This is a genomic window from Pseudooceanicola aquaeponti, from assembly GCF_050897975.1.
GTDB lineage: Bacteria > Pseudomonadota > Alphaproteobacteria > Rhodobacterales > Rhodobacteraceae > Pseudooceanicola.
This window is the reverse complement of sequence record NZ_JBPAXY010000006.1, coordinates 389,347-405,446: the sequence shown is the minus strand read 5'-3', so window position 1 is coordinate 405,446 and position 16,100 is coordinate 389,347. Positions and strand designations below refer to the sequence as shown.

Genomic DNA, 16,100 nt, shown 5'->3' with positions numbered 1-16,100 from the left:
CCGTCGCCGCGGCGCCGCGAAATCTGTTGCCTAAAGGCCCCGTTCCCCGCAGGCTTGCCGCTGACAGGGGCCGACAGCGGCCCGAGGCTTGCAACATTCCCTACCGTCTCTAAGCCGATCGCAGAGCAACGCAAACGCACCGGGTTCCCATATGCGCATCTTCTCCATCCTTTCCGCCATCCTCGTGGTCTGCGCCCTGTACCTGGTCCTGCTGCAACGCCCGGCGCTACTGACCTTCGCCTATGGCGAGGGGTTTGATCAGGCCCTGGCAGTGGCGCGTGGCGAGGCCGAGCCCTCGGCCGCGGTCTTGGCCGCGCTGTCCCCCGCCGAGGAGACCCCAGAGGGCGCCGCGGAGGCCGCAGCCGACACCGCCGCCGAAGCCAAGGGCGAAGACCCCCGCGCGGTGCGCGTGCTGGCGCTGCACTCTGCCGCGCAGATGGTCGACAGCGCGGTGCGCCTGCGCGGCCAGACCGAGGCGGCGCGGCGCGTCACCCTGCTGGCCGAGACCGCCTCGACCGTGATGTCCGACCCGCTGCCCAAGGGCAGCCTGATCCGCGAAGGCCAGCTGTTGTGCCAGCTGGACCCCGGCACCCGTGACACCGCCCTGGCCGAGGCCCGCGCCCGCCTGGCCGAGGCCGAGGCCGCCCGTCCCACCGCCGCCGCCTCGCTGGCCGAGGCCGAGGCGCGGCTGGAAGAGGCCCAGATCAACCTGACGGCGTCTGAGAAACTGTCGGAAGGGGGCTTTGCCTCGACCACCACCCTGGCGTCCCGCCGCGCCACGGTGCGCGCCGCCGAGGCGGGCGTGGCCGCCGCCCAGGCCGGGCTGGCCACCACCGAGGCCGGGATCCTGTCGGCCCGCGCCGCCATCGCCTCGGCCGAGAAGGAAATCGCCCGGTTGCAGATCCACGCCCCCTTCGCCGGGATCCTGGAGGACGACACCGCCGAGCTGGGCGCCTTCCTGCCCGTGGGCGGGCAATGCGCCACCCTGATTGCCCTCGATCCGATCCGCCTGACCGGCTACCTGCCCGAGACCGAGGTCGAACGGGTCGAGATCGGCGCCCCCGCAGGTGCCCGGCTGACCGCCTCGGGGCGCGAGGTCATGGGCCAGGTCACCTTCCTGTCGCGCTCTGCCGATGCCACCACCCGCACCTTCAAGGTCGAGGTCTCGGTGCCCAATCCCGATCTGGCCATCCGCGAGGGACAAACCGCCGCGATCGCCATCGAGGCCGAGGGGCTGATGGCGCATTTCCTGCCCCAGTCCGCGCTGACCCTGAACGATGAGGGCACCCTGGGGGTGCGTCTGGTCGGTGCGGGTGGCCTGACCGAATTTGCCCCCGTCGCCGTGCTGCGCGACGAGGTCGAGGGCATCTGGCTGACCGGCCTGCCCGAGCGGGCCGACGTGATCATCATCGGCCAGGAATACGTCATTGCCGGGGTGCCGGTGATCGCCAGCTTCGCCGAAGAGGCCGCCGCCACGGAGGCCACCCAATGACCGGCCTCATCGACTGGGCCGCCGCCCGCGCCCGCATGATCCTGGCCTTCATCGCCCTGTCGCTGCTGTCGGGGGGCTTTGCCTATGTCTCGCTGCCCAAGGAGGGCGAGCCGGATATCGAGATCCCGGCGCTTTTCGTCTCGGTCCCCTTCCGGGGCATTTCCGCCGAGGACAGCGAAACCCTGCTGGTCAAGCCGATGGAGACCGAACTGTCGGATCTCGACGGGCTGAAACAGATGACCGCCACGGCGGCCGAGGGCTATGCCGGCCTGGCGCTGGAGTTCGAGTTCGGCTGGAACAAGACCGAGACCATGGCCGAGGTGCGCGACGCCATGGGCCGGGCCGAGGCCAAGTTCCCCGAAGGCTATGACAGCTATTCGGTGAACGAGATCAATTTCTCGGAATTCCCGATCATCATCGTCAACCTGACCGGCGACGTGCCCGAACGCACCATGGCCCGGGTGGCCGAGGATCTTCAGGACCGGGTGGAAGGCATCGAGGCGGTGCTGGAGGCGGGCATTGCCGGCAAGCGCGACGAGATGGTCGAGGTGCTGATCGACCCGCTGCGCCTGGAAAGCTACAACGTCACGGCGGATGAGCTGATCTCGGTCGTGCAGAACAACAACCAGCTGATCGCCGCGGGCGAGGTCGAGGGCGAGTCCGGGGCCTTCTCGGTGAAGATCCCGGGCAGTTTCGACGATGTGCGCGACATCTACGCCCTGCCGGTGAAGATGAACGGCGATCGCGTGGTGACCCTGGGCGAGCTGGCCACCATCCGCCTGACCTTCGAGGATCGCGACGGCACCGCGCGCTTCAACGGCGAGACCACGGTGGCCTTGCAGGTGGTCAAGCGCAAGGGCTTCAACATCATCGACACCGCCGAAGAGGTGAAACAGGTCGTGGCCGAGGCCGCCGCCGACTGGCCGGACGAGCTGCGCGCCGCGGTGAACGTGGGCACCTCGAACGATCAAAGCCGCGTGGTGGGATCCATGGTGGATCAGCTCGAAGGCTCGGTGCTGACCGCCATCGCCCTGGTGATGATCGTGGTGCTGGCGGCCCTCGGCCCCCGCCCCGCCCTGCTGGTCGGCTTTGCCATCCCGACGTCCTTCCTGCTGTGCTTCGTCCTGCTGGGGCTGATGGACATCACCATTTCCAACATCGTCATGTTCGGCCTGATCCTGGCCGTGGGGATGCTGGTGGATGGGGCCATCGTGGTGGTGGAATATGCCGACAAGCGGATTTCCGACGGGGTCGGGCCGATGCGCGCCTATGTCGAGGCCGCCAAGCGGATGTTCTGGCCGGTGGTCAGCTCGACCGCCACGACGCTTTGCGCCTTCCTGCCGATGCTCTTCTGGCCCGGGGTGCCGGGCGAGTTCATGGGGATGCTGCCCGTCACCCTGATCTTCGTGCTGGCCGCCTCGCTGGTGGTGGCGCTGATCTATCTGCCGGTGATGGGGGGCGTGACGGGGCGCATCTCGCGCGTCTTCGCGAACAGCTCGGACGCGCTGCGCGCCCGGCTGCCCTGGGTCGTCCGCGCCCTACTGGTGCCGCCCGCCCTGCTGGGGATGTATCTGGGCGCCATGCTGGTGCTGAACCCGGGCTTCCTGAGCTGGGCGCCCCTGCCCGGTTCAGCGGCAGTGCTGCCCGGCGCGGTGCTGTTCCTGGCCGCCAGCTTTGCCGCCTCGATCACCCTGGGCGCGGCCAAGATCCCCCGGCGTCGCCGCCTGCGCGCGGGCAACCGGCGCAGCCCCTTCGGCTATGTGATCTGGGCCATTACCGCCAATCCGGTGATGCCGCTGGTGACCATCGCCGCCGTCATCGCCTTTGTGGTCGCCACCTTCGGCTATTACGGGGCCAACAACAACGGCACCGAGTTCTTCACCGAAAGCGAGCCGGAACAGGCCATCGTCTATGTCCGGGCGCGCGGCAACCTGTCGCTGGGCCAGAAGGACGATCTGGTGCGCCAGGTCGAGGATATCGTGCTGGCCCATCCCGGCGTGCTGAACGCCTTCGCCTTTGCGGGCGACGGTGGGCTGTCGACCAATACCGGCGGCGCCGAGCCGCCCCTGGACACCATCGGCCAGATCCAGCTGGAAATCGTGCCTTGGGAAGACCGCCGCGACCGCCCCGAGCTGGACGGCGACCTGGTGATCGCCGATCTGACCGACGCCACGGCGCGCATCCCCGGCATCAAGACCGAGATCCTCTCGGCCAGCATGGGCCCCGCCTCGGCCAAGCCGGTGCATCTGCGGATCATGGGCGACAACTGGGACGAGCTGACGGCGACCACCGCCCGCATCCGTGCCCAGTTCGACGCCACCCCCGGCCTGACCCTGGTCGAGGACACCCTGCCCCTGCCCGGCATCGACTGGCAGATCGACGTCGATGTCGAGAAGGCCGGGCGCTATGGCGCCAACGTGGCCACGGTGGGTGCCATGGTGCAGCTGATCACCCAGGGGTTGGAGCTGGACACCATGCCGGTTCCCAGTTCCGACGAAGAGATCTCGATCCGCGTCCGCCTGCCCGAGGCGGACCGGGTGCTGGCGACGCTGGACACGCTGAAGGTGCGCACGGCCCAGGGTCTGGTGCCGCTGTCGAACTTCATCACCCGCACCCCGGTGGCCAAGCTGGCGCAGATCAAGCGGGTCGACCAGAAGCGCTATTTCGACGTCAAGGCAGCGGTGGCCCCCGGGCGGATGACCGACGGCAGCGACCCGCGCACCGGGGAGGAAATCCAGGTGCCGATGACCCCGGCGGAACGGATCGCCACCCTTCAGACCTGGCTCGACACGGCCGACCTGCCGGCCTCGGTCAGCACCGAATGGACCGGCGACCAAGAGGATCAGGACGAAAGCGCCACCTTCCTGATGACCGCCTTCTCGGCGGCGCTGGCGCTGATGTTCATCATCCTGCTGGCGCAGTTCAACTCGTTCTACAATGCGGTGCTGGTGCTGCTGGCGGTGGTGCTGTCGACGGCGGGGGTGCTGATCGGGATGCTGGTCATGGACCAGGCCTTTTCGATCATCATGACCGGGACCGGCATCGTGGCCCTGGCCGGGATCGTGGTGAACAACAACATCGTGCTGATCGACACCTACCAGGAATACGCCGCCTATATGCCCCGGATCGAGGCGGTGATCCGCACCGCCGAGGACCGCATCCGCCCGGTGCTGCTGACAACTGTCACAACGATGGCAGGGCTGGCGCCAATGATGCTGGGGCTGTCGCTGGACTTCTGGGCGGGGGGCTATGCCATCGACAGCCCGACGGCGCTGTGGTGGAAACAGCTGGCCACGGCGGTGGTCTTCGGCCTGGGCATCGCCACCATGTTGACCCTGGTCTTCACCCCCTCGATGCTGGCGCTTCGGGTCTGGGCGGGCACCTATGTCACCTGGATCGCCCGTCTGCTGGCGAAACTGTCCCTGGGCAGTTCCAGCCGCGCCGCCCGCGACTGGGCGCTGAACCGCGCCGCCCGCCGTTTGAAGGCGCCCGAGATCCTCTGGCCGCTGGAAGAGGATCCCAAGGCCCCCGCCGCGCCGCGGGTCTCGCCGCTGAACGCCGCCGAATAGCGGCCCCTGTCACGGGATGGCGACAAATGGAAAGGACGCGGGGGGCTCTGTCCCCCGTCGCCTTCGGCGACTCCCCCGGGATATTTTTGAAAATGAGAAAGGTAAGGGGCTGGCCCTCGAAAGCCCGACCCGCGCCCCGGCTGTGACGTAGGCCAACCGGGCGCGCGGCGGAAAGGACCACCTTGTCGGCGGACTTTGCGGCCGGGGGGCCGCCTGGGCTTTGCTGTGCCCCGCCCCTCTCTATTCGTTGGCCAAAAATACCCTCGCCGGAGGCATCGGCCGACAGGCCGATACTCTTCCGGGCGTCCTCAGGCCGCCTCTTCGCTTTCCGCCGACTGGCGCGCCCAAAGCGCCGCGTAGCGTCCCTGACGGGCCAGCAGGTCGGCATGGGTGCCTTCCTCGACCACCTCGCCCTTTTCCAGCACCACGATGCGGTCGGCATCGGCGATGGTGGACAGGCGGTGCGCGATGACCAGCACCGTGCGCCCCTCGCCCGCACGGTTCAGCGCCGCCTGGATCTCGCGTTCGGTGTCGGTGTCCAGCGCCGAGGTGGCCTCGTCCAGCAGCAGCACCGGCGGGTTCTTCAGCAGGGTGCGGGCGATGCCCACGCGCTGCTTTTCGCCGCCCGAAAGCTTCAGCCCGCGCTCGCCCACCCGGGTCTCGTAGCCCTCGGGCAGGGACATGATGAAATCGTGGATCTGCGCGGCCTGGGCGGCCTGCACGATCTCTTCCGCCGTGGCGCCGTCGCGGCCATAGGCGATGTTGTAGCCCACCGTGTCGTTGAACAGCACCGTATCCTGGGGCACCACGCCGATGGCATCATGCAGGCTGTCCTGGGTGACCGCGCGCAGGTCCTGCCCGTCGATCCGCACCGCGCCGCCGGTAACATCGTAGAACCGGAACAGAAGCCGCCCGATGGTCGACTTGCCCGACCCAGACGAGCCCACAAGCGCCACCTTCTGCCCCGGCGCCACGCGCAGCGACACGCCCTTCAGGATCTCACGCTCGGGATCGTAGGAGAAGCGCACGTCGTCAAAGACCACCTCGCCGCCGGTCACCGCCAGCGCGCGGGCATCGGGGGCGTCGCGCACCTCGGCGGGCTGGTCCAGCAGGTGGAACATCTCGCCCATGTCCACCAGGCTTTGGCGGATCTCGCGATAGACCGTGCCCAGCATGTTCAGCGGCATCGAGATCTGGATGATATAGGCGTTGACCATGACGAAATCGCCCACGGTCAGCCGCCCCTGCTCGACCCCCAGGGCCGCCATGACCATCACCCCGATCAGGCCCGCCGTGATCAGCACCGACTGGCCGAAGTTCAGGAAGGCCAGCGAGTTCTGGGTCTTCACCGCCGCCGTCTCGTAACCCGCCATCGAGGCGTCATAGCGCCGCGCCTCGCGCGCCTCGGCGCCGAAATATTTCACCGTCTCGAAGTTCAGCAGGCTGTCGATCGCCTTCTGGTTGGCGTCGGTGTCCTGTTCGTTCATCTGACGCCGCAGGGTCACCCGCCATTCGGTCACCTTGAAGGTGAAGGCGATGTAAAGGCCGATCACCACCGCCACCACCAGCACGTAGCTGAGGTCGAAGACCACGGCCAGCACCACCGAGACCATGATCAGCTCCAGGATCAGCGGCCCGATGGAGAACAGCATGAAGCGCAGCAGGAACTCGACCCCCTTCACCCCGCGTTCCATGATCCGGCTCAGGCCGCCGGTCTTGCGCGTCAGGTGATAGCGCATCGAGAGGCGGTGAATATGGGTGAAGGTTTCCAGCGCCAGCTGCCGCAGGGCGCGCTGGCCGACGCGGGCGAAGATCACGTCGCGCAGCTGCTGAAAGCCCACGGCGCCGGCGCGTGCCACCCCATAGGCCACGGTCAGCCCGATGGCGCCATAGGCCAGCAGCCAGCTGGCACTGTCGCCCTCGCCCGCCAGACTGTCCACCGCCGCCTTGTAAAGGAAGGGGGTGCCCACGGTCACCAGCTTGGCCAGCACCAGCACCACCAGCGCCGCCACCACCCGGCGTTTCACCCAAGGATGTTCGGCCGGCCACAGATAGGGGGCCACGCGGATCAGGATCCGGCCCGGGTTGTCGGGCAATTCCGTCGATGTGGTGGGCTTGTTGCGCAGGTTCATGGATGTCTCGCTGAGGTTTCGGCTGGACGGACAGGCCCGGGTCGCGGCGCCGGGGCGGCGCGGCGGCCGGGGCTTGCCCCGGGCGGTCATATATCTTACCTCGGAGAATGTTCAACAGTTCATGAGTAATTGAAGCTATGCATCAGGCGCAGGCCCTGGACGCGCTCTCGGCGCTGGCCAATGAAACCCGGTTGCAGATCGTGCGGCTGCTGGTCGAGCACGGCCCGGCACGGGGCTGTGGCGCACGGGCGGCGGCAGAGGCCGCGCCCGAGGGGATGCCCGCGGGCGAGATCGCTCGGGCCGTCGCCGTCTCGGCCTCGCGGCTGTCCTTCCACCTCAGCGCGTTGGAACAGGCCGGGCTGATCAGCGCCGAGCGTCGCGGGCGCCAGGTGCTGTACTCCGTGGACCGCGCCGCCATGGGCGGGTTGATCCACTATCTTCTGAACGATTGCTGCCGGGGCGACCCGCAGGTCAGCGCCTGCTGCCAGCGCCGCGCCGAGGGGTGCCCGCCACAGAGCTGAGCCGCCCGCGTCCGCTGCCCCACCTGGGCCTCGCGCAGCCCTGAACGGGCCTTACTCGGGGGATCACTCAGACGGCTGGGGCACCGTGAAGACCTGACCGGGATAGATCAGGTTCGGATCGCGGATCAGCGCGCGGTTGGCCTCGAAGACGCGCACATAGAGCACCCCGTCGCCATAGTTGTCCCGGGCGATCGCCCAAAGGGTATTGCCGGGCTGCACCGTCACCTGGGTGACCGGGCTGGTCTCCAGCGCCTCGGCCACCGCCTCGGAGGCCTCGCGCTTGAACGGGGTTTCCACCCGGCTCAGCACCGCGCCACCCTCGTCCACCTCATCCACCCGCAGACGGTAGATGCCGGTGTCGATATTGGGCAGTTCGCTGCGCCAGTTGCCATCCTCGGCGATGCGCGACGAGGTGATGGGCGTATCGTCCAGATAAATGCGCACGAAGGCGCCCGGGGTGCCCCGGCCCGACAGGACCACGTCGCCCGCATCGTTGTACGAGATGGAATCCAGCGCCACATTGTCCAACACCTCGGGGGCGCCGGGCTTTTGCAGCACGCGCACGCCATCGGCATCCGACAGCAGCACCGTGGGCGCGGCGGCGGGGGCCGGTTCCGCCGTGCCGGTCTCGGGCACCTTTGCAGGCACGGGGGCCGCCTCGGGCGTGGGCGCAGAGGTCGTGACGGCTTCGGTCAGGGCGGCGACCGCCTCGCCTGCCCCTTCGACGGCCTCGGCCACCAGGGCGCCCGCAACGGCACCGATGGCCTCGGCGACATCGCCAGCGGGCATTTCAGCGGCAGGCTCGGCGGTCTCGGGGGCGGCGCCCTCGGCCAGTTCGGCGGGTTCGGAGACGGCGGCGGTCTCGGCGCCCGTCTCTTGCGGCGCGGCGGGGGCCTCTGCCACGACCTCGGGTTCAGGCGCGGGTTCAGGCTCTGGCGCAGGCTGGGCCGGGCTGGGCGCCAGGATCACCTGGGCGTCCGACAGGATCTCGACATCGCCCGCGGGGCTGGTCATGCGCAGGCTCAGCACCCTGGGCGCATCCGAGACGCCCAGATCCAGGAAGGTGACGAACTGGCCGTCCTCGCCCGCGTCCAGGGTCTCCAGCGCCGCCTCGTCCAGCAGGACCGCCACGCGCCAAAGAGGCGCCGCGACGCCCGCGACCAGGGTCGTGCCATCGGGTTCCACGCGCACCACGTCGAAGCGCGGCGGGGTGATCTCGGCCACCTCTTCCTCGGTCAGGCTGTCCTCGGGGGTGGCGACTGCGGCCTGGGCCGTCTCGGTGGCCGCGTCGGGGGCGGCCTCGGGGGTCGTCAGGGCGGCCGGTTCCGGTGCCGGGGTCTCGGGCGCGCCGCTGCGCAGACCGGTCACCGCGTCCAGGCCGAACCAGCCCTGCCAGACAGCCACCGCCACAGCCACGACCACCGCCGCGCCGCCCGTCAGGGCAGAAGTCCCGCCAAGTTTCCCCAATTTCACGCCAAATCCCCCCGAAAATGACCTTTGTTTACCTCTCAAGAAGAGGTTGAGCCCATATATCAACACGGACTAGACCGGTCAAAAGCACAACGCCTGGAGGAGGTCGCGGCATGACGAAAGCATCCATCTGTGTCTATTGTGGCTCACGTCCGGGGTTGGAGCCCTCCTATCTGCATCAGGCAGGGCAGTTCGGCCGCCGCCTGGCGGAACAGGGCTGGCGCCTGGTCTATGGCGCGGGCGACGTGGGCATGATGGGCGAGGTGGCGCGCACGGCGCGCGACAATGGTGCCGATCTCTTCGGGGTGATCCCGCAGCACCTCTTGGGGGTCGAGCGCGAACGCAGCGGCCTGGCGCGGCTGGTGGTCACCCAGACCATGCATGAGCGCAAGAAGGTGATGTTCATGAACTGCGACGCGGCGGTGGTGATGCCGGGCGGCGCGGGCACGCTGGACGAGTTCTTCGAGGTGCTGACCTGGCGCCAGCTGGGGCTGCATCACAAGCCCATCGTGCTGATGAATGTCGGCGGCTACTGGGATCCGCTGGTGCAGATGCTGGAGCAGATGGCGGCGCATGGGTTCGCCGATGCCGCCATGCTGCACAGCGTCCGTGTGGTCGAGGATGCCGATGGCGCCATCGACAGCCTGGCCCGGCATTTCGAACAGCTCGACCAGCCCGCGCCCGGGGCCTGATCGGCCCCAGGCCCTCGCATCGCGGGTCGAAGGCCCCAGCGGGGCAAGGGGGTGGGCGGGCATGGCACCGCCAGACCCGGCGCGAGGCCCCCTGCCCCGCGCCCCCGGGCGCCTGGCGCTCAGCCCTCGGCCAGGGCCGCGCTGACCTGGGTCTCGATCTCATCCACGGGATGGTTGGTCAGGGTCTTCGGCACCTCGCCGATCACCCGGCGTTCCACCTCGCCATGCAGCTTCTTGCGCAGCTCGCCCAGGGTCTTGGGCGGCGCCACCAGCACGATGCGGTCGAAGTCGCCACGATGCGCGCGCCGATACAGCAGCTCGGCCAGATCGTCGGCGAACCGCTCCTTGGCCAGCTCGTGCCAATCGGTGTCATCCAGGGCCGAGCGCTGGCCCCCCCCGGTATCAGGCATCCGACCAGGCCGGTTGGCCGACTGGTCGATGTCCTTCGGGTTCTCCTGCTCTTGCTTGCTGACGACCTGAAGATAGGGATCTTCGCCATCGGTCACGTTGCGCAGGAACAGCGCCTTCTCGCCATCGGCCACCAGGACCCAGGCGTCATGGGGGATATGGGTCATCGTCGCGTTGCTCATCACACCTTCTCCTTGTCGCCGCTGCCGTCCTGATCCTGGGCCAGGGGACGGGTGGCGCCTGTGGCGGCGCCGCTGATGCGTTTCTTCTCGTCACGGGTGCCAACCTTGCGCTGGATCTCGCCGCCCTTGCGGCCCTGCGCCCCGGGGGCCGGATCCATCTCTTCAGGGGCCTCGCCCAGAACCTCTTCGGTGTCGCGGCTCATATCCTTGGATCTTGCACGCTCTGCCATGATGTCCTCCTTCGGTGGTCCGCCCGAGAGCCGGGCGGGTCACCAGAAAAACGCATGGGAAAACCGCAGGTTCCTTGCCGCAGCGCGGCAAGCAGGGGCCCGCCGCCGCCAGGGGGGGCCGAAACGCAAGACGCCCCCGTACCATCTCTGGCCGGGGGCGTCTGAAAGGGCGGGCCACATGGGGCCCGCGCCGCGTCACGAGATTACAGGCGCGAGGCGACGTTTTCCCAGTTCACCAGCTTCTCGAGGAAGTTGGTCAGGTAGGCAGGGCGCTTGTTGCGGAAGTCGATGTAGTAGGAGTGTTCCCACACGTCGCAACCCAGCAGGGCGGTCTGGCCGAAGCACAGCGGGTTCACGCCGTTTTCGGTCTTGGTCACCTTCAGCGCGCCATCGGTGTCTTTCACCAGCCAGCACCAGCCCGAACCGAACTGGCCCGCGCCCGCGGCGGAGAAATCTTCCTTGAACTTGTCGACCGAGCCGAAGCTTTCGACGATGGCCTTTTCCAGCTCGCCGGGCATGGCGGTCTGGTTCGGACCCATCATTTCCCAGAACTGGTTGTGGTTCCAGAACTGCGAGGCGTTGTTGAAGATACCGTTCTGGGCGACGGCCGAGGCGTCATAGGTGCCCTTGATGATCTCTTCGACGGACTTGCCTTCCCACTCGGTCCCGGCAATGGCCTTGTTGCCGTTGTCGACATAGGCCTTGTGGTGGATGTCGTGGTGGTATTCCAGCGTCTCCTTGGACATGCCGAGCGCTTCGAGCGCGTCGTGGGCATAGGGAAGATCGGGAAGTTCAAAAGCCATGGGAGGGCCCCCTTTCCTGGATTGATTATAAGGTCTGCGCCTAGATGTTATCCGAAGGCGGGGAAGGTCAAGGGATTATCCCAGTGCTTTCGCGCACATCGGCCTGTTTGAAAACCGGGGCGGTGCTGCATAAGCCATTGAACACACGCAAAAAGGGGCGGCCAGGCCGCCCCCTTGAATTTCCATCCGCCAACGAAGGCCGCGAAATTCAGCCGAAAAGGCCGACCTCGCTGCCGGGCCGTGCCGCGTCCCGCAGCAGGCTGAAGACGTAATCGGCGACCGAGCGGAAACAGACCACTTCGATCCGCCCCGGCGCCGGCATCCAGATCGCTGCCGAGACCTGCCCGATCCGCGACCGGCGGAAGCTGCCCGCCGGGAAAGCCGCGGGCGACAGGTCCACCGGGGCCAGTTTCGCCGCCACTTCGCGCACCAGACCGTCGGGGCCCGAAAGCGAGAAAAGCGCCCGCGCCTGGCTGACATCGGTGTAGTTCAGCGCCGGGTCGGTCAGGGTCGCGTCAAGCTGGCTCAGCGCCTTGGCGTGCTCGGCCCAGGGGGTCATCACCAGCAGTTCGTCCGGCGACATCCAGGCGATGCAGTGCTCACCGTTCAGCGCCACCTGGCCCTGCCCCGGCATGTCCACCGCCGCCAGCCCGGTGGCCGCGTTCTTCAACGCCGCCGCCGACAGATCGCCGCGCAGGGTGAACATGGCGCGCAGGGGTTCCTCGGCCACGCGGACGTAGCCGTCGAAGGCCGCGCCACCAAGCGCCAGAACCGGCGCGGGTCCCGAAAGATCAGACATTCTGCTTCTCTCCGTCCTTGTCGTAGAACACCGGGTCAACGACCGTGGCCAGCACCGGGGTGGTGCCCAGGCGCGTGACCTCGACGGTCTCTCCGGCGCGGCTCATGCCGCCCTTCAGCAACGCCATGGCGATGCCCTTTTTCAGCGTCGGCGACCAGTAGGTCGAGGTGATCCGCCCCTGCATGTTGCGCTGGTTCTTGTCGTTCTGACCCGCGTCCAGGATATAGGCACCGTCTTCCAGCACCGCCCCGTCCGCGCATTCCAGGCCGACCAGCTTCCAGCGGTCGGGGTTCAGCGCCAGATGCTGGCGCTGCTGGCCCCGCTTGCCGATGAAATCTTCCTTCTTCTTCGAGATCGCCCAGTCGAGGTTCAGATCCTGCGGGATCACCGTCCCGTCGCTCTCGTCCCCGATCATGATGAAGCCCTTCTCGGCGCGCAGGATATGCAGCGCCTCGGTGCCATAGGGCGCCACGCCGAAGCCGTGACCGGCCTCATAGAGGGCCTCCCAGAGGGCGCGGGCCTGACCGGCAGGGACCGAGATCTCGTAGCTGAGTTCCCCCGAGAAGCTGATCCGGTAGATCCGGCAGGGGATGCCGCCCACGACCCGGTCGGCCCAGGCCATGAAGGGCAGTTCCTCTTTCGAGATCTCGGGGGTGCCCAGCACCTCCAGCAGTTGCCGCGCCATGGGTCCGACCACGGCGATCTGGCCGTATTGCTCGGTCACATTGGCCACATGGACCTTCAGATCCCACCATTCGGTCTGAAGCCATTCTTCCATATGGGCATGGATGCTGTCGGCGCCGCCGGTGGTGGTGTGGCACAGGAAGGTGTTCTCGTCGATCCGGGCGACCACGCCGTCGTCGATCAGGAAGCCGTTCTCGTTGCACATCAGCCCATAGCGGCAGCGGCCCGGTTTCAGGTTGGACATCATGTTGGTGTAGAGCAGATCCAGGAACTTGCCCGCATCCGGCCCCTTCACGATCAGCTTGCCCAGGGTCGAGGCGTCCAGCAGCCCGACCTTTTCACGCACGGTCAGCACCTCGCGGTTGACCGCGTCATGGGTGCTTTCGCCCGGCTGGGGGAAGCAGAAGGGACGGCGCCAGTAGCCCACTGGCTCCCACTCCACGCCGTGGCTTTCGTGCCAGTCGTGGATCGGGGTGCGGCGCAGCGGCTGGAAGGTTTCCCCCCGGCCCTGCCCCGCCAGCGCGCCCATGGAAATGGGCGTATAGGGCGGGCGGAAGGTGGTGGTGCCGACCTGGGGGATCGCCTCGCCCAGGCTGTCCGACAGGATCGCCAGGCCGTTGATGTTGCTGAGCTTGCCCTGATCGGTCGCCATGCCCAGCGTGGTGTAACGCTTGGCGTGTTCGACCGACTCGTAGCCTTCCTGGGCGGCCAGCTGAATGTCGCTGACCTTCACGTCGTTCTGATAGTCCAGCCAGGTTTTCGAGCGTTTGTCATAGCTGGCACCCGCGGGCATCAGCCAGACCGGGGCCAGCGGCAGCTCGGCCACCTCGTCCACCTGCCAGCTTTGCGCCACCGGGGCCTCAAAGCCCGCGGCCTCGGCAGCGGCCAGACCGGCGCGGGCGGCATCGGCCAGCACCTCGGACAGCAGCAGCGCGCCGTTCGACGTGCCCGCGCAGCTGACGAAACCCTTGCCGTCGGCGCCCGTGGGGGCCTTGTCGGCATCGGGGCGGAACATGGCGTTGGCCTCGTCCCAGTACAGCTTGCCACCGCAATGGGACCACAGGTGCACCACCGGCGACCAGCCGCCCGACATGGCAACCACGTCGCAGGCCACGGTCTCGGTCGCCGATCCGCTGCCCGACTGGGCGCAGATTTCGACGCCAGTGACGCGCTTGCCGCCCAGCACCTTGGCCACGGCGCGGCCCGGCTCGACCCGGATGCCAGCGGCGCGGGCCTGTTCGGCCAGGGCGCCGCCGCCTGCGGGGCGCGCGTCCAGGATCACCGGCACGTCCAGCCCTTCGGCCTTCATCGCCAGGGCGGTGCGGTAGGCGTCGTCGTTGTTGGTGACCACGACCACCCGGTCGCCCGGGGCCACGCCGTAGTTCACCGCATAGTCACGCACCGCCGAGGCCAACATGACGCCGGGCACATCGTTGCCCGCGAAGGACAGCGGCCGTTCGATGGCACCCGCCGCCACCACGATCTGCGCGGCGCGGATGCGCCACAGCCGGTGACGGGGGCCGGTCTTGTCGGCCAGGTGGTCGGTCAGACGCTCGTAGCCCAGGACATAGCCGTGGTCATAGACGCCCGCCCCCATGCAGCGCAGGCGCAGGGTGACATTGGGCATCGCCTCCAGCTCGGCCACCAGGCTGGCCACATGGGCCTCGGCCTCGGCACCGGCGATCTTGCCGCCATCGACCGGCGCGCGGCCGCCCCAATGGGCGGTCTGCTCCAGCAGCAGCACCTTGGCCCCTGCCCGGCCCGCCTCGCGTGCGGCGGTCAGACCGGCGACACCGCCGCCGATCACCAGCACATCGGCGAAGGCGTAAAGGTGTTCGTAGGTGTCCGCGTCCGCCTCGGTGGGCGCCTTGCCCAGACCGGCGGCCTGGCGCACGATGGGCTCATAGACCTTTTCCCAGAAGCTGCGCGGCCACAGGAAGGTCTTGTAGTAGAACCCCGCCGGGAAGAAGCGCGACATCTTGGTGTTGATGGCGCCCACGTCGAATTCCAGGCTTGGCCAGTGGTTCTGGCTGGCGGCCTCCAGCCCGTTGAACAGCTCTTGCAGCGTGGCGCGCTGGTTCGGTTCGAACCGCCCACCCGTGCCGATGCCCATCAGGGCATTGGGTTCTTCCGCCCCCGAGGCCACGACGCCGCGCGGCCGGTGATACTTGAAGCTGCGGCCCATCATCACCTGGTCGTTGGCCAGCAGGGCCGAGGCAAGCGTATCGCCCGCATAGCCCTTCATCCGCTTGCCGTTGAAGGTGAATTCCCGCATTGCGCCACGGTCGATCAGGCGACCGCCCTTTTGCAGCCTGCTGCTCATCGCGCCCCTGCTCCTTTCGTCGAAAATCCGGTCCGGCTCATGCCAGTTCGCGCCATTTGAAGCCCGGGCGCTTGGCCCGGATGATGTCCAGCAGCGCCTCGGGCGGCCGGGTGGTGTCGGCCGGATAGGTCCCGAAGACCTCCAGTGTGGCACTGTCGCGGGCGGCGTGGAACCACTTGCCGCAGCCATGCACATGGCGCCAGCGTTCGAAATGCACGCCCTTGGGGTTCACCCGCTCGAACATGTAGGTCTCGAAGGCGGCGTCATCGGCGCCGGGGCCTTCGCGGGTGATATGGGCCTCGCCACCGCAGTGGAACTCGGTCTCTTCGCCCCGCTGGCCGCAACAGGGACATTCAAGCAGCAGCATCGCAGCCTCCAGTTTTCAGCCCCGGGACGGGATGCCCCGGGATCGCGCAAGACAACAGGCCGGGCGCTGCGACGCGCAACCGGCCTGCGACAGTGAGGCCGGGCGCACGGGGCGCCTGGCCGTCAGGGGAAAACGGGGCTGCCTTGGCGTCAGCCGCCGTCGGGAAGGTCGATCTGAATTTCGGGTTCATCCGCCGCAGGGATGTCACCGCCGGTCGAGACGTACCAGACGACGCCCGCCAGCACGACGACGACGGCGCCCAGGATGAAGGCGAGGCCGGATTTGCCGGAGTTCTCTGCCATGGGATGTCCTTTCTTCTTGCATCAGTTGCAGAAGAAACGCCCCCGTCGGCCGTCCGGTTCCCATGCCCCTTGCCGGAGGGGATCGAAGAAAAATCACCAAAGCTGCGGCAATCCGCCCGGTTTCGA

General features: G+C 68.0%; 13 protein-coding genes. 4 read left to right on the top strand and 9 right to left on the bottom strand.

Annotation, left to right across the window (positions count from 1 at the left end; genetic code table 11):
* Positions 1–151 precede the first annotated feature (151 nt).
* Positions 152–1,492, top strand: a complete 1,341-nt coding sequence (locus ACRARE_RS16880) for an efflux RND transporter periplasmic adaptor subunit (protein ID WP_432657625.1) — start codon at positions 152–154, stop codon at positions 1,490–1,492.
* Positions 1,489–5,061, top strand: a complete 3,573-nt coding sequence (locus ACRARE_RS16875; RefSeq protein ID WP_432657624.1) for an efflux RND transporter permease subunit — start codon at positions 1,489–1,491, stop codon at positions 5,059–5,061. Before ACRARE_RS16880 ends, ACRARE_RS16875 begins: the two co-directional genes overlap by 4 nt.
* Positions 5,062–5,369: 308 nt before the next feature.
* Here the strand turns inward: ACRARE_RS16875 and ACRARE_RS16870 are convergent, their stop codons facing one another.
* A complete protein-coding gene (locus ACRARE_RS16870) occupies positions 5,370–7,193 on the bottom strand; it encodes an ABCB family ABC transporter ATP-binding protein/permease (protein ID WP_432657623.1) in 1,824 nt (607 codons plus the stop codon).
* A gap of 137 nt (positions 7,194–7,330) precedes the next feature.
* On the opposite strand from ACRARE_RS16870, the gene ACRARE_RS16865 reads away from it, so the two are divergent.
* The gene (locus ACRARE_RS16865) at positions 7,331–7,714 is read left to right on the top strand and encodes an ArsR/SmtB family transcription factor (protein WP_432657622.1); all 384 of its coding nucleotides are present in this window, start codon (positions 7,331–7,333) and stop codon (positions 7,712–7,714) included.
* Between the two features lie 63 nt (positions 7,715–7,777).
* Here ACRARE_RS16865 and ACRARE_RS16860 read toward each other — a convergent pair whose 3' ends face one another.
* On the bottom strand, positions 7,778–9,187 hold the full coding sequence (locus ACRARE_RS16860; protein ID WP_432657621.1) for a LysM peptidoglycan-binding domain-containing protein: 1,410 nt from the start codon (positions 9,185–9,187) through the stop codon (positions 7,778–7,780).
* Positions 9,188–9,297: 110 nt separating this feature from the next.
* Between ACRARE_RS16860 and ACRARE_RS16855 the strand changes: the two genes are divergently transcribed.
* On the top strand, positions 9,298–9,876 hold the full coding sequence (locus ACRARE_RS16855; protein ID WP_432657620.1) for an LOG family protein: 579 nt from the start codon (positions 9,298–9,300) through the stop codon (positions 9,874–9,876).
* Between the two features lie 119 nt (positions 9,877–9,995).
* On the opposite strand, the gene ACRARE_RS16850 is transcribed toward ACRARE_RS16855, so the two are convergent.
* The 7 genes from ACRARE_RS16850 to ACRARE_RS16820 all read right to left on the bottom strand — a co-directional run bounded on the left by ACRARE_RS16850 (position 9,996) and on the right by ACRARE_RS16820 (position 15,974).
* On the bottom strand, positions 9,996–10,451 hold the full coding sequence (locus ACRARE_RS16850) for a host attachment family protein (RefSeq protein ID WP_432657691.1): 456 nt from the start codon (positions 10,449–10,451) through the stop codon (positions 9,996–9,998).
* A 14-nt stretch (positions 10,452–10,465) separates the two neighbouring features.
* Positions 10,466–10,696 (bottom strand): hypothetical protein, encoded by a 231-nt coding sequence (locus tag ACRARE_RS16845; protein WP_432657619.1) that lies wholly within the window; start codon positions 10,694–10,696, stop codon positions 10,466–10,468.
* Positions 10,697–10,899: 203 nt separating this feature from the next.
* Complete coding sequence (locus ACRARE_RS16840) at positions 10,900–11,499, bottom strand: superoxide dismutase (protein WP_432657618.1); 600 nt, start codon at positions 11,497–11,499, stop codon at positions 10,900–10,902.
* Between the two features lie 208 nt (positions 11,500–11,707).
* Entirely contained in the window at positions 11,708–12,298 is a 591-nt protein-coding gene (locus ACRARE_RS16835) for a sarcosine oxidase subunit gamma (RefSeq protein WP_432657617.1), read from the bottom strand.
* Positions 12,291–15,305: a sarcosine oxidase subunit alpha family protein gene (locus ACRARE_RS16830; RefSeq protein ID WP_432657616.1), complete on the bottom strand. Its 3,015-nt coding sequence runs from the start codon at positions 15,303–15,305 to the stop codon at positions 12,291–12,293. Before ACRARE_RS16830 ends, ACRARE_RS16835 begins: the two co-directional genes overlap by 8 nt.
* A 37-nt stretch (positions 15,306–15,342) precedes the next feature.
* On the bottom strand, positions 15,343–15,672 hold the full coding sequence (locus tag ACRARE_RS16825; protein ID WP_432657615.1) for a sarcosine oxidase subunit delta: 330 nt from the start codon (positions 15,670–15,672) through the stop codon (positions 15,343–15,345).
* Positions 15,673–15,821: 149 nt separating this feature from the next.
* Positions 15,822–15,974, bottom strand: a complete 153-nt coding sequence (locus tag ACRARE_RS16820) for a hypothetical protein (RefSeq protein WP_432657614.1) — start codon at positions 15,972–15,974, stop codon at positions 15,822–15,824.
* Between the last annotated feature and the right edge of the window lie 126 nt (positions 15,975–16,100).